Source organism: Mesorhizobium sp. M5C.F.Ca.IN.020.29.1.1 (assembly GCF_003997375.1).
GTDB lineage: Bacteria > Pseudomonadota > Alphaproteobacteria > Rhizobiales > Rhizobiaceae > Mesorhizobium > Mesorhizobium wenxiniae.
On sequence record NZ_RZSW01000169.1, the window covers coordinates 1 to 11201 of the forward strand.

The 11201-nt window shown below is 64.5% G+C and carries 22 protein-coding genes; 18 read left to right on the forward strand and 4 right to left on the reverse strand.

Annotated features, from left to right (window positions below; translation table 11 throughout):
- Window positions 1-76: 76 nt before the first annotated feature.
- The 3 genes from EOA85_RS15460 to EOA85_RS15470 all read right to left on the reverse strand — a co-directional run bounded on the left by EOA85_RS15460 (window position 77) and on the right by EOA85_RS15470 (window position 1176).
- Entirely contained in the window at window positions 77-370 is a 294-nt protein-coding gene (locus EOA85_RS15460) for a hypothetical protein (RefSeq protein ID WP_127210117.1), read from the reverse strand.
- Complete coding sequence (locus EOA85_RS15465) at window positions 367-624, reverse strand: hypothetical protein (RefSeq protein ID WP_127210119.1); 258 nt, start codon at window positions 622-624, stop codon at window positions 367-369. Before EOA85_RS15465 ends, EOA85_RS15460 begins: the two co-directional genes overlap by 4 nt.
- A 102-nt stretch (window positions 625-726) precedes the next feature.
- Entirely contained in the window at window positions 727-1176 is a 450-nt protein-coding gene (locus EOA85_RS15470; protein ID WP_164759680.1) for a helix-turn-helix domain-containing protein, read from the reverse strand.
- Between the two features lie 147 nt (window positions 1177-1323).
- Here EOA85_RS15470 and EOA85_RS15475 point away from each other — a divergent pair, with 147 nt between their 5' ends.
- The 18 genes from EOA85_RS15475 (at window position 1324) to EOA85_RS15550 (ending at window position 10908) form a co-directional block, all read left to right on the forward strand.
- The gene (locus EOA85_RS15475; RefSeq protein WP_127210123.1) at window positions 1324-1560 is read left to right on the forward strand and encodes a hypothetical protein; all 237 of its coding nucleotides are present in this window, start codon (window positions 1324-1326) and stop codon (window positions 1558-1560) included.
- Window positions 1557-1913: a nucleoside 2-deoxyribosyltransferase gene (locus EOA85_RS15480; RefSeq protein ID WP_245485783.1), complete on the forward strand. Its 357-nt coding sequence runs from the start codon at window positions 1557-1559 to the stop codon at window positions 1911-1913. Before EOA85_RS15475 ends, EOA85_RS15480 begins: the two co-directional genes overlap by 4 nt.
- Window positions 1914-1974: 61 nt before the next feature.
- On the forward strand, window positions 1975-2145 hold the full coding sequence (locus EOA85_RS37480; RefSeq protein WP_164759681.1) for a hypothetical protein: 171 nt from the start codon (window positions 1975-1977) through the stop codon (window positions 2143-2145).
- Window positions 2142-2489, forward strand: a complete 348-nt coding sequence (locus EOA85_RS15485) for a hypothetical protein (RefSeq protein ID WP_127210125.1) — start codon at window positions 2142-2144, stop codon at window positions 2487-2489. Before EOA85_RS37480 ends, EOA85_RS15485 begins: the two co-directional genes overlap by 4 nt.
- Window positions 2486-2761: a hypothetical protein gene (locus EOA85_RS15490; protein ID WP_127210127.1), complete on the forward strand. Its 276-nt coding sequence runs from the start codon at window positions 2486-2488 to the stop codon at window positions 2759-2761. The genes EOA85_RS15485 and EOA85_RS15490 overlap by 4 nt, the downstream gene beginning before the upstream one ends.
- Entirely contained in the window at window positions 2758-3318 is a 561-nt protein-coding gene (locus tag EOA85_RS15495) for a hypothetical protein (protein ID WP_127210129.1), read from the forward strand. The genes EOA85_RS15490 and EOA85_RS15495 overlap by 4 nt, the downstream gene beginning before the upstream one ends.
- A complete protein-coding gene (locus EOA85_RS15500; protein ID WP_127210130.1) occupies window positions 3315-3626 on the forward strand; it encodes a hypothetical protein in 312 nt (103 codons plus the stop codon). Before EOA85_RS15495 ends, EOA85_RS15500 begins: the two co-directional genes overlap by 4 nt.
- Window positions 3623-4102: a hypothetical protein gene (locus EOA85_RS15505; RefSeq protein ID WP_127210131.1), complete on the forward strand. Its 480-nt coding sequence runs from the start codon at window positions 3623-3625 to the stop codon at window positions 4100-4102. The genes EOA85_RS15500 and EOA85_RS15505 overlap by 4 nt, the downstream gene beginning before the upstream one ends.
- 204 nt (window positions 4103-4306) lie before the next feature.
- A complete protein-coding gene (locus EOA85_RS15510) occupies window positions 4307-4585 on the forward strand; it encodes a hypothetical protein (RefSeq protein ID WP_127210132.1) in 279 nt (92 codons plus the stop codon).
- Window positions 4582-4806, forward strand: a complete 225-nt coding sequence (locus EOA85_RS15515) for a hypothetical protein (RefSeq protein ID WP_127210133.1) — start codon at window positions 4582-4584, stop codon at window positions 4804-4806. Before EOA85_RS15510 ends, EOA85_RS15515 begins: the two co-directional genes overlap by 4 nt.
- A complete protein-coding gene (locus EOA85_RS15520; RefSeq protein WP_127210134.1) occupies window positions 4806-5069 on the forward strand; it encodes a hypothetical protein in 264 nt (87 codons plus the stop codon). The genes EOA85_RS15515 and EOA85_RS15520 overlap by 1 nt, the downstream gene beginning before the upstream one ends.
- A complete protein-coding gene (locus EOA85_RS15525; RefSeq protein WP_127210135.1) occupies window positions 5066-6211 on the forward strand; it encodes a toprim domain-containing protein in 1146 nt (381 codons plus the stop codon). The genes EOA85_RS15520 and EOA85_RS15525 overlap by 4 nt, the downstream gene beginning before the upstream one ends.
- 1 nt (window position 6212) lies before the next feature.
- Entirely contained in the window at window positions 6213-6458 is a 246-nt protein-coding gene (locus EOA85_RS15530) for a DUF2829 domain-containing protein (protein ID WP_127210136.1), read from the forward strand.
- Window positions 6459-6597: 139 nt separating this feature from the next.
- Window positions 6598-6762 (forward strand): hypothetical protein, encoded by a 165-nt coding sequence (locus EOA85_RS37485; protein WP_164759682.1) that lies wholly within the window; start codon window positions 6598-6600, stop codon window positions 6760-6762.
- Between the two features lie 26 nt (window positions 6763-6788).
- The gene (locus EOA85_RS15535) at window positions 6789-7412 is read left to right on the forward strand and encodes a hypothetical protein (RefSeq protein ID WP_127210137.1); all 624 of its coding nucleotides are present in this window, start codon (window positions 6789-6791) and stop codon (window positions 7410-7412) included.
- Window positions 7413-7417: 5 nt separating this feature from the next.
- Entirely contained in the window at window positions 7418-7687 is a 270-nt protein-coding gene (locus EOA85_RS15540) for a hypothetical protein (RefSeq protein ID WP_127210138.1), read from the forward strand.
- Window positions 7688-7756: 69 nt separating this feature from the next.
- Entirely contained in the window at window positions 7757-9700 is a 1944-nt protein-coding gene (locus tag EOA85_RS15545; protein ID WP_127210140.1) for a hypothetical protein, read from the forward strand.
- A gap of 665 nt (window positions 9701-10365) precedes the next feature.
- Complete coding sequence (locus EOA85_RS15550) at window positions 10366-10908, forward strand: hypothetical protein (RefSeq protein WP_127210142.1); 543 nt, start codon at window positions 10366-10368, stop codon at window positions 10906-10908.
- Window positions 10909-11012: 104 nt separating this feature from the next.
- Here EOA85_RS15550 and EOA85_RS38115 read toward each other — a convergent pair.
- On the reverse strand, window positions 11013-11201 hold a 189-nt coding region (locus EOA85_RS38115), incomplete at its 5' end, for a hypothetical protein (RefSeq protein ID WP_206523302.1).

Genomic DNA, 11201 nt, shown 5'->3' on the forward strand with positions numbered 1-11201 from the left:
ATTGTAGCCAGAACGGCCGTGCCGGCATCGACGATCTCGATCATCCGCTTGACGCGGGCGATGTCCAGTTGCCGCTTCATGCCTGCCTCCGTTCGCGGCGGGCGATCATCACGGCTCGCGTAGCCATGCCCTTGCCGGTCAGCATCAGCTCGTCACCGGCGCGGTTGTGGTCGATGCGCACCAGACCCCTGGCGATCAGGCCGAACGCCAGCTGGCGAGTGATGCGGTGCGCCCCGCGGCCGTAATAGCCGCTGGCGTTGGCGAACAGGCGATGATCGTGGATCTTGGTCATCGCTATGCGCTCGGCGCTGGTGAGCAGGCGCGGATCCGTCATCGACAAGGCGTCGGTCGAAAGGTCCGCGCTCATCATGCGAACCTCCGCTCGAGCGGCGTCGGCTGGGTCGGCGCGTCATCATTGCTGGCGAGCTCGCCGTTGTTTTCCAGCCAGCGCATGATTGCCGGTTTCGACCAGCCGTTGAGGCCGGGCAGTTTCTTGGGGAAGCCGGCAGCCTCGAGCGCTTCGCGTCGGCTGCGGGAAAAACTCTCCCGGCAACGATAGCCGAGCAGCGCGGCAACCTCGACCGCACTGATGACCTGCCGTTCCGGCAGCATCTGTATGTTCATTGCAAATCACCTCGCAAATCAGTTGCGAGGCGGAAGATGGCCCGAGATGTGCTTTAATGCAACTGTGATTTTAAAAAAAGCTAACGCGTAGTGCTTTCCGTTTCACGTGGAACGCTTCGTCTTGAGCCGCTCCACCTCAAACGACACCACGCCTTCGAATTGCTCGGCCTTGCCATTGCCGGCCTTGGACAGCCAGTCAGCCAGTTCGACGACGGCGCGTGCGACGTCGGATGGCGAGGCGAGTTGCAGCGCCGACCGGCGGTGAAGCGCGGCAACTGTCTGCTCGACGGCTTCTCGGAAGGCCTTGTAGTCCGGTGAGATTGGCGGAGAGACGCCGAACTTGCGCACGATCTTGTCGATCGTTGTCGATGACAAGGCGTGTTGGTGATCGGGGTCGGCAACCAGCCTGCTCAGGGTCGTCGGCGCCAGTCCGGCCTGGCGGGCGATCTGCGTCGGCGTGAGATCGATCTGCCGCGCAATCTCCAATGTCCATTCGCGATGCAGCCGGACCAATTCCTTGGCTGCATTCGAAGACCCCTCATCCTTCGGCATCCGTCTCACTCCAACAAAAGGAGTCGAAGGATGCGTCATGGGGAAAGCTGATGCGACTTGCACAAACACACTTGACACAACAAAGGCAAATCAGATTTGGGTTGCATAAATGCACATATATCGAGCGAAAGCGCAATGGATAATCGCATGGAAATCCTAACCAGTGAAGCGATCGCGGCCCGCGCGGAAGCTATCGGCGTCCCGCTGTCCAGGCTGGCGGCGGAGGCCGAACTGGCTCCGTCGACACCGTACCGCTGGAAAACCGGTGGCTCGAACTCGCGCACGCTGCGCGCCGTCCAGAAAGCGCTCGAAGCCCGCGAACGCGCGCTGTTGCTTAATCTGGTCGAGCTTCATCCGGACCTGGTCGAAAGGACGGCGGCATGAGCAGGCGGATTTATCTGGCATCATCCTGGCGCAATCCACATCAGCCCTGGATGGTTCAACTGCTTAGAGATCACGGGCACCAAGTCTATGATTTCCGTAACCCGCCTCATTCTACCGGTTTCAAGTGGGGCGATATTGGGCTGGAGCTTCCTTGCACAGCCGAAGCCTACCGTGCCGCTCTGCTTGCTCATCCTCGTGCTGCTCAGGGCTTCAATGCCGACTTCGCTGCTATGCGGTGGGCGGATACTGGCCTTCTGGTCCTGCCGTGCGGTCGCTCTGCTCATCTGGAGCTTGGCTGGATGGCTGGTGCGGGCAAGCGCACCCTGATCCTCACCCAAGACGGCCCGAGTTGATGGCGCTCCTGGCGGATCAAATCTGCATCAGCGTCGACGAAGTTCTTTCGGAGCTCGGTCGATGACCGCTTGGTTCCGCCGCGCCTGCGACCGCGCATTCAATCTCGGCCTGTCGATCGGCGAGTTGACCCGGCGCTGCCATGGCGCCGTCGATCGGCGCGATGTCGTCGAGGCGGTGATCGACCTGGAGGAAAAGCTGCAGGCGGACGAGCGGAAGGAACGGGCCGCATGAGCTGGTCGCCGAAGATGCGAGAGAGCAGGCGCGAGAGAGGGGGGCAGGCCGATATACTCGATAGCCTCGTCCTCAACTACAACCTTTTCGAGGGCGATCGCGACGTCAACATCGTGCAACTCGCCAACCGAATGCTGGTGACGCGTAAGCCGCACGATTGCGTGCTTTGCGCTGAAGCGATCCCTGCCGGCGCCCGCGTCAGGGCGCAGTCGGAAGTAAATCGCGACGACAACCAGGTGGCGCGCTTTTACGTCTGTGTGCCGTGCTGCGAGGCCATCGCGAAACGCTTCGAGGATGATGGCGCAGCGATCGACGCGCGCTATGCGGCGAGGCGCGCGGCATGAGCGCCTTTGCCCGCTTCGCCGCCGCCGACTGCTTCACCGGCCAATATAAGGACCGGACCACATTCATCGCCGCCTTGCTCGGCCGCCTGCAGGTCGAGGCGAAAAATGACGGTTGGCCGGGCACGGTGCTGTTCGATGTGGACTGGATCGAGGAGCGCGGCCAGCCGGACATGGCGGTGATCTCGCTGCAGCCGGGCATGGGCGCCGCGAGTGTTGCCGACGTCAGGATTTTTCTCATCGACAAGAAGCGGGCGGAAAGGAAAGCGGCGTGAATTTACAGCAGATCAGCTTTGCGGTGCCGGCGATCGTCTTCACCAACCTGGCCAAGAGGGCCGCGCCGCTCAACATCAGGCCGGCAGAGTATGCGAGGCGGCTGTTCGAAGCGGCATATGCGGCGCGGATCGCTGGCGAGCGTGGCCAGCAGACCGAAGACGGCGCGCTCGACACGCAGGTGCGCCAGGTGTTCCTGCTCGCCGATTGCGAGCCGGAATTCATCGCCGAGGCGCTGCAGCTGCCGGTCGAGCGCGTCAAGCGCATGCTGGAGGGCTGGCGCCAGGTGGCGCGCGAGGTCTTCGAGCCGAAGCCCGGCCCGATCGTGTTGCTGGGGCCGCCGGCGCCGGCGGCCGAACCTGCTCCTATGCCTTCCGCTGATACGCCAACAAAGACCGGTGCGATGGACGCCGGCGAAATCGCGGTGGTCCGCAATCTCTGGCGCGAAGGCAAGACAGTCGCGGCGATCGCGGAAATGCTGGGTCGCACGCCGAAGTCAGTGGCGAATTTCGCCATGCGAAATCGCGACGTCTGTCCGGTCAGGCGGGCTGACGCATGAGCGACAAGCTGCCGATAATCGACCAGATGCACAATGCCGCCGACGATCGCGGCCGCGCCGACGTGCTGTTGCGCTGTCCGGACGCGACCTTGCTGAAATATGGCGACGTGTTCCTGCGCGCATGTCGGCATTTTCCCGCCGGCGAACTGTTCGTCCAGGAGCGGATCCTGGCCATGCGCGCGGTGCGCTCGGCCGCCGGCGGCCTGCCTGGCGCGCTGGCGCTCGAGCTCGAGACATTGCGCGCCGAGCTGACGGCTTATGCCGCCGGCGCGCCGCAGAGGACACCTGGTTCAATGGAGCGCTCATGATGACCAAAACACGCCAAGTTACCCGCCAATTCGCCGAAGCCTACATGCTGATGAAATACACAAACAAATCCGGCGAAATCGAATGGATATGGAACAGCCGCGACGGCGTTTCGCCTTTCGGTTTGCAGTCGAAAGACGGGAATGATCATCTGACGCATGCCGACTGGCATGAGGATGCTTTCGTCCCGAATTTCGTGCCGCCTGTCGGGATGCGCATCTTCGTCGACATGACCATGGAGAGAGCGCTGGTGAGCGCCCGCCGCAGGGTCAGCGAGAGTTGGGATCGCGGCAACTACCAGATGAAGGATCACCCGGTTCTTGGCCCTTTGGGGCCGGTCGGCGCCGCCGAAGCGCTGGCGAAAGATTACCTCGGCAACGGCGACCAACCAACCGTCGAGATCGTGACGGAGGAGATCCGTGCTGCTTTCGCCAAGGTGGCTTTTGAGCAGCCGTTCCATCCCGGCATGCGGGCATAGCCGCGGCCATATTTCGTAGCGTGTTGCTTTGCGTACCCCTGGAACCGCCCGGTTTGACTGTTTCCGGCGGCGCCTTGCGGGCCGGCTTGCCCCTACGGGCCGGCCCGCTCTTTCACAACAGTCGAAGGGCGGGACATGTTGCACGTGATCGGAAAACCAAGACTGCATTCAAGGGAGAGGCCCCGGCAAGCCCGCGCGGCCTCAATGTATCGACGCGCCGCACTGGTGGCGGCCGAGCACTGCCGCGCGGATCCGCGCGAGGTGCTTTCGGCACGCCGGCGCAAGGGTGAGGTGGCGGCCGCGCGTGAGCTCGCCGCCTATCTCGCCGTCGTCTGCTTCAATCTATCCCGGCGCCAGGTGGCGCGGCTGACCGGCCGCAACGTCATGCTGATCTCACGCTTCTGCGCCGCGATCGAGAACGCCCGCGACAATCGCGCGATCGACGCTGAGATCGACCGGCTCGAGGCGAGGCTGCTCGGATGACGGCGCGTGTCACCATCGAGCGGAATGAGCACAAACAACAGACGCATGTGTTGGTGCGCGACGGTTTAGGCCGCTTCGCGCCGATCCTCGACCAGACGGGCCGGCCGATCGACCTGTCCGACTATGACGGCCGCGCCGGCGAGCGGCCGCAATTCCGCAGACTGAGCGAGGCGCTGGCCCATTTTGAGCGCGTCCAGGATCTGCTCGAGAGGATGGCTTGATGGCGGCGCGAATTGTGGCGACGGGCAAAGAGCACGAGCGATTGCGCGCCGCGCTGATCGAGGCGATGCGCAAGACAGCGGCCGACATGCCGGCCGAGGAAATCCTGGCGGTCGTGAGCGCCTTTGTCGGGCAGCTGATCGCAATGCAGGATCAGCGCAGGTTCACGCCCGCAGCGGTCATGCAGCTGGTCCAGAGTAACATCGAGATCGGCAACCGGCAGGCGATCGACAAGCTGATCAATGAGGCGGGCGGCCACGCATGACCGTCGCCGAGCGCATCAGTTTTCGTGAGGTGAAGGCGGCCTTGCTCGACAAGCTTGACGGCTTGGTGAGCGAGCTGTTTCCGGACGGCGACTATGACAGCAAGTCGAAACGAAAATACTGGCTGGCGACCAATCCCAGCCGCAACGACACCAAGCCGGGCAGTTTCTGGATCTACATGAGCGGCCCGAAACAGGGCGGCTATTGCGACAGCGCCAGCGGCCAGAAGGGCGACGTGTTCGGCCTGATCCAGCTGAAACGCGGCGGATCGATCCTCGACGCCAAGATATGGGGCCAGTGGTGGTGCGGCCTCGATCCCAACGAGCCACCGGAACAACGCGAGCAGCGCGCGATCGCCGCCGACCAGCGCAAGCGCCAGGCGATCGCCGAGGCCGCGGCGCAGCTCGATCGCGATCGGCGCACGGCGCATGCGATATGGCTGCACGGCATTCCGCTGGCGCTGAAGGGCGGCGTCAGGAACCCGGCGGCGGCGCTGGCCTTCGCCTACTTCGAGAAGCGCGGCATCGACCTGGACAAGCTGCCCAGGCTGCCCGGCGTGACGCGGCTGCTGCTCGACCAGCGCCACGTCGAGAGCGGCCAGACATTCGCCGCGCTCGGATCCTGCATCATCGGCGCCGACCACAAGTTCATGGCGCTGCACCGCGTCTTCATCACCGACCAGGCGGAAAAGATCGACCTGTGGACGACGGTCAACACGCCGGACGGGCCGAAGCAGAAGCAGCTGCCGGTGCGCAAGAGCTGGCCCGATTATTTGGGCGGCTTCATTCCGGTGTGGGATGGCGGCACCAACATGTCGGCGCGCAAGCAGGCCGCCACCGGCGAGCTGACGCCGGCGATAGCCTGCGAGGGGATCGAGGACGGTTTCGCCGCGGCGATCGGCAACCAGGACCATCGTGTCCGGGCCGCGTGCTCGCTCGGCAACCTGCACAACATGCCGCTGTTTGCCTGCGACGATCGGCTGATCGTCTGGCGCGACAATGATTGGGGCAAGCCGCAGGCCGAAAGGCAGCTGCAGGCGGCCTGCAAAGAGCTTGCCGAGCGTGGCCGGGATACCGGCACGGAAGTGTTTCTTGCGTCCAGCTATCTCGGCAAGGACGCCAACGACCTCATGAAAGGAAAATAGGATGGGACCATCAGATTTCGGTTCTGCTCTGGCATATCTCGCCCAGGGCGATCGTGTTGCTCGCGCCGGCTGGAACGGCAAAGGCATGTGGCTGGTGCAGGCCTCCGGCGGCAATTTCAAGATCGGCGATCGGATCGAGGGCGACCTGTTGCCATTCATCGTCATGAAAACCGCCGACGACAAGTTCGTACCCTGGCTGGCATCGCAGACCGACATCCTGGCGACCGACTGGCGCCTGGTGAACTGAATACCAGGGCGGTCTGGTCCGGCTCGCGAGGCCGTCAGCACCCGTTGGGGAACCTTAGAAGGTAGGGGCTAAGCCCGCCGCCCACCCCACTCAAACCAAGAAGGAAAACGCGACATGAGCAAGCAACGGAGCCGGAAGCATGGGGAAGAAGCTGGGAAGGGAACGCATGATGCTGGACCTGACGCCGCACCGGGGGCCGGTGATCCTGGCGCAGAGCCGCAAGGCCACGGTGCTGTCGGCGTCGCCGATGGCGATAGCAGCGGCCAGGATGGCAAGCCTGGTGGCGCAGAGCCGCAAGAGCTGACCGGTGAAGGCGGTGGAAACGGCGGCGTGGCACAACAGGGCGGATTTCCGACTGGCGCGGCTCCCGATCTCGCCGACGCCGCCCACATCGAACCCGGCCCCGAAGACGGCCCAACCGGAACGCAGAACGTCGATGGCGACGAGGTAACCGAGGCAGCGAACACTCCCGCCGACGACGACCAGGCCGAGGAAAAGCAGTCGTTCACGCCCCGCGATCTCGCCATGATCGCCGCCTTCAATGCCGGCGGCGCCACCAGGGCGGCCGTCAAGGATCCGCGCGTCTTCGATGGTATCTTCGGCCAGCTGCCAGGCGGCGAGCGTGTCGTGGAACTGTTCGCCATCCTCGACGAAAGCCCGGACCTGCCGGCCGAGGCGATAGTCAAGTTCCTGGACCAGCCCGACATGCCGATCGAGGCGGCCGAGGCGTTCAAGGCCTGCTACGTCGGCATGGCGGCATGGGTGAAGGCCGAGAACGTCCGCCTTGCCACGCTGCCGGCGTCGACCAGGCCGAGCCGCTACGAGAAGCACGGCCGCGAGGAGCGCGTCGGCGCCAAGATCGTCGACCAGGCCGAGAAGGACCGCATCGCCCGCAATCAAGCCGGGCTGGCGATCGGCGAGGCGGCCGCCTTCGACGATCAAGGCAAGGAGTGACGGCCATGGCCAAGGAAGAAATGGGCGCTAAAGAACAGATAGAAATGATGCGCCGCACGAGTGCGGAAATCAAACAACTCCGGGCACAGATTGCCGCGCTGCAACCCAAGGCCGACGCCTACGACAATATGGCCACCTTGATCGGCCTGCTGCCCAAGGCGAGCCGCGGCTATGGCGAAGATCTCGCCTGGCTGCTCGACAAGCGCATCGCCGAACTTGAAGCGGCGGCGAAAGCCGAGACCGACGAGAGCGCCGACCGGCCCATCAAAGAGTAACTGCGTTCAAACTCAACAACAGCATGACGGCGGCGTTGCCCTTGGCGGGCGCGCCGCCACGGAGCTTTCGTGCCCAAAAAAGAGAAACCGCCGGCGATCGAGGATGGCGCGCAGCGCGTGGCCCTGACTGTCGACACGGCCGAGCCCTATCTGCCTTACCGCCAGCGGCCGAACGACCCGACACCGGGCGACCGGGCCGGCTGGGGCTATGCCGCCGGCTATTGGAGCGATCGCCAGGACGAACTAACCGGCCTGCCGGAAAACTGTCCGGTGACGGCGCTCGGCAAGGACGGCAAGATCCATTGGTTCATCGACGCTGACGACCAGGTCATCGATATGACCGTGCGCGAGTTCGGCCGCCACGCGATCGTGTCGCTGTTCGGCGGCCGCGTCGACTATCTCATGCACCATTGGCCGCGCATGAAGGGCGAGGGCAAGGCCGAATATATCGACACGTTCAAGCCTGAGAAGGTGGCCGACAGCCTGATGGCCGCCTGCAGCGCCAAGGGCAGCTGGAACGACGTCGAGAGCGTGCGCGGCCGCGGCGCCTGGCGCACGATCGACGGCGAGCTCCTCGTGCATTGCGGCGACCGCCTGCTATCGGCGAGGGGCACGCTGCCGCTTGGCGAATATGACGGCTTTGTCTATCCGGCCAGGCCGGCGCTGCCCGGCGCGCTCAACCGGCCGCTGACCGGCCGCCCAGGCCCGGCCCTGACCCTGTTGAAACTGCTGCAGACGTGGAAGTGGCGACGGCCGGAGATCGACCCGATCCTGGCGCTGGGCTACATCGGCGCGGTGTTCGTTTCCGGTGCGCTCGACTGGCGGCCGGCGCTTTATGCGGTCGGCGACAAGGAAACCGGCAAGAGCTTTTTCCAGCGGCTGATCAAGCATGTGCTCGGCCAATGGCTGGTGCAGTCGAACGATGCGAGCGCGGCCGGCATCTATCAGCGCGTCAAGCACGACGCGATCGGCGTGGCGATCGACGAGCTCGAGGGCGAAAAGGATCCCGTAAAGCAGAAGGCGATCATCAAGCTTATGCGCGTGTCGTCGAGCGGCGGCCTGATGCTGCGCGGCGGCGCTGACGGCCATGGCAGCGAGTTCAATGCGCGATCGTGCTTCATGTTCTCCTCGATCAACACCCCACCCCTTGAGCCGCAGGATCTGTCGCGCATGGCGCTGCTCGAGCTCAAACCGCTCGACAAGGGCGCGGTGCCGCCAAGCCTCAATGAGCGCGAGCTGTCGCTGCTCGGCCGCCAGGTGCTGCAGAAGATGCTCGACAATTGGGGCAGCTGGGAAGACCGGCATGAACACTGGCGCCAGATGCTGGCGCGCGCCGGCCACAAGGGACGCGGCCAGGATACGTTCGGCACGCTGTTGACCTGCGCCGACATGATCATCGACGGCGACGCCAAGATGCTCGGCATCAACATGGGGCCGGAGGCGCAGGACCTGTCGTCATGGCAGCCGCATTTCGCCGTCGGCACCATGACCGAGCTCGAGGACGACAATCCGAACTGGAAACTGTGCCTCAATTCGATCCTGACCACGCCGGTCGAGGCATGGCGCGGCGGCACCAGGCAGACGGTCGGCGCCATGCTGGTGGCGTTCGTGACCAACGACCAGGGCGAGAGAGACGGCGACAAGCTCGACTTCAACAAGGTCAACCGCGAGCTGGCGGCCGCCGGCCTGGCGCTGAAGCGGCCGACGACGAGGAGCGTGCAATACACGCTGTTCGTGCCCAACCAGAACCCGACGCTGCAGCGGCTGTTCTACGGCTCGAAATGGTATGGCGAGCTCAACGCCGGCGTCTGGGCAGGCGCGCTGCGCCAAGGCCCGCCGGAGTGGGTCAAGCCATCGCAGCAGGGCTGGATTTCAGGCGTCAACGCGCGCGGCTGCGAGATCCTGCTCGAGAAGATCCTGGAGGGCTTCCCCGTACCCGGCCAGAAACAGCCAGGCGAGGCCGAGGAAGAACAGGGCAAGAAGAAGGAGGCCGAATGGGAACCTCCTTTTTAGCAATCTCGACAGGCGCGACCTGTATTGGTGAAGCATTCGTTCGACCAGTGACAGATGAGCGCGGCCAAGCGTCAGCGCGGCCGCGCGGCGGGTTGACCAGGCGTCGCGGCAGCAAGATCTTGTGGCCCGGCAGGGCCACGCCGCATTTCATTAAGCCGCCGGGGTTGGGATTGAGCGTTGCAGACACCGGCGCGCGCTTTAGTTCCGCTTCGGAATGTGCCGCGACGCCTGAGTTGCCTCACCCCGACCCATGCGGCACCGCCTCGACCAGGCGCAGCCCGAACCCCAAAGGCTGCAGGAAATTACACAGCGCGGCCAAGGGCTTGGCTCTTATTTTGTTACACCCCGGCCCGGACCCGTATTCTTGCAAGAAGTTCACACGGACACGGCGCAACAGCGTCGGGGCAGGGTGTTGCGTTCCGGTGTTGCGGTCAACCAACTGAAATTGTTGAGATAATCGGCATGTGCAACAGTCTAGCAGCGCAACAGGGTAAGCCCTTCACGCGCGCGCGTGCGTATAGAGAGATAGATGCTAGACTGTTAGACTGTTGCATAGGTCTAAAAAGAGCACGAAATCAAGCGCTTAGCCGCAACAGCCGCAAAACCGGCCAAATGCTAGACTGTTGCGCAGCGGCGAAAACCATTAAAATACAGGGATTTAACCGTTGAGCGGGAAGGCCGGCATTGAGCGCGTGCTCGGCGAGGACGCGCCGACGCTGCCGGCCGCCGGCGGCGAGCAGCTGCCGCTCATTCCGGACGCCACGCCGCGCGCGCAGCCGGCCGCCGCGCAGCCGGCCGGCGAGGCGAGCGGGCGCGGCCGGCCGCAGGGCGCGAGGAACCGGCGCACTGATGAAATGGTGCGCTACCTCAACACGTTCGGATCCGGGCCGCTGGTCGGGCTGGCCCGCGTCGTCAACCTGATCCGCTGGGACGCCGCCGGCTTGCCGGACTTCGCCGACCTGGCCAAGGCGCTCGGCATGAAGAAAAAGGAGGCGGCGATGTTCTGGCGCGACTGCGCCCGCGAGCTCGCGCCGTACATGCACCAGAAGCTGCCGATCGCCGTCGACGTCACGGGCGACAGCGCCGGCAGCCTGGTCGTGGTCAACCTGGGCGCCGTCCAGGGCGATCCGGATACCGACCTGGGCGACCTGCTAGGCGGTCATCTGGGCGAGGTGATCGACCATGACGACAGTGAGGAAAATCAATGACTTACGCGGATGCAAAACGCCACGCCTCACGGCAGCACGCCTCACGGAATGGGCAAGGCTTTGAATTCGTTGAGCTATCCAGCCCTTGCCCCGCTGATCGAAAATCAGCGGGGCAGGCTGCCGGCCGGCTCGCCCTGGTGCGAGATCGAGGCGCAGAAACCAGCGACAGGGGTACGGCCTTCGCCCAGGGCGCGGCAGGCCGGCCGGCCCCCGGAAATCGCGCGGCCTGGTGCGAGCTCGTAGAGCCTGCGCACGTTTCCGGCGCTGGCACGGCCGAAAGCGCAAAAATCGAA

What these genes read in the sequence shown, in the direction of transcription:
- EOA85_RS15480 (WP_245485783.1), top strand. Translation starts at nt 1,557, where the DNA reads ATGAGCAGGCGGATTTATCTGGCATCATCCTGGCGCAATCCACATCAG.
- EOA85_RS15530 (WP_127210136.1), top strand. Translation starts at nt 6,213, where the DNA reads ATGGGACCATCAGATTTCGGTTCTGCTCTGGCATATCTCGCCCAGGGC.
- EOA85_RS37485 (WP_164759682.1), top strand. Translation starts at nt 6,598, where the DNA reads ATGGGGAAGAAGCTGGGAAGGGAACGCATGATGCTGGACCTGACGCCG.
- EOA85_RS15525 (WP_127210135.1), top strand. Translation starts at nt 5,066, where the DNA reads ATGACCGTCGCCGAGCGCATCAGTTTTCGTGAGGTGAAGGCGGCCTTG.
- EOA85_RS15460 (WP_127210117.1), bottom strand. Translation starts at nt 370, where the DNA reads ATGATGAGCGCGGACCTTTCGACCGACGCCTTGTCGATGACGGATCCG.
- EOA85_RS15475 (WP_127210123.1), top strand. Translation starts at nt 1,324, where the DNA reads ATGGAAATCCTAACCAGTGAAGCGATCGCGGCCCGCGCGGAAGCTATC.
- EOA85_RS15490 (WP_127210127.1), top strand. Translation starts at nt 2,486, where the DNA reads ATGAGCGCCTTTGCCCGCTTCGCCGCCGCCGACTGCTTCACCGGCCAA.
- EOA85_RS15465 (WP_127210119.1), bottom strand. Translation starts at nt 624, where the DNA reads ATGAACATACAGATGCTGCCGGAACGGCAGGTCATCAGTGCGGTCGAG.
- EOA85_RS37480 (WP_164759681.1), top strand. Translation starts at nt 1,975, where the DNA reads ATGACCGCTTGGTTCCGCCGCGCCTGCGACCGCGCATTCAATCTCGGC.
- EOA85_RS15485 (WP_127210125.1), top strand. Translation starts at nt 2,142, where the DNA reads ATGAGCTGGTCGCCGAAGATGCGAGAGAGCAGGCGCGAGAGAGGGGGG.
- EOA85_RS15500 (WP_127210130.1), top strand. Translation starts at nt 3,315, where the DNA reads ATGAGCGACAAGCTGCCGATAATCGACCAGATGCACAATGCCGCCGAC.
- EOA85_RS15510 (WP_127210132.1), top strand. Translation starts at nt 4,307, where the DNA reads ATGTATCGACGCGCCGCACTGGTGGCGGCCGAGCACTGCCGCGCGGAT.
- EOA85_RS15515 (WP_127210133.1), top strand. Translation starts at nt 4,582, where the DNA reads ATGACGGCGCGTGTCACCATCGAGCGGAATGAGCACAAACAACAGACG.
- EOA85_RS15520 (WP_127210134.1), top strand. Translation starts at nt 4,806, where the DNA reads ATGGCGGCGCGAATTGTGGCGACGGGCAAAGAGCACGAGCGATTGCGC.
- EOA85_RS15540 (WP_127210138.1), top strand. Translation starts at nt 7,418, where the DNA reads ATGGCCAAGGAAGAAATGGGCGCTAAAGAACAGATAGAAATGATGCGC.
- EOA85_RS15505 (WP_127210131.1), top strand. Translation starts at nt 3,623, where the DNA reads ATGATGACCAAAACACGCCAAGTTACCCGCCAATTCGCCGAAGCCTAC.
- EOA85_RS15470 (WP_164759680.1), bottom strand. Translation starts at nt 1,176, where the DNA reads ATGCCGAAGGATGAGGGGTCTTCGAATGCAGCCAAGGAATTGGTCCGG.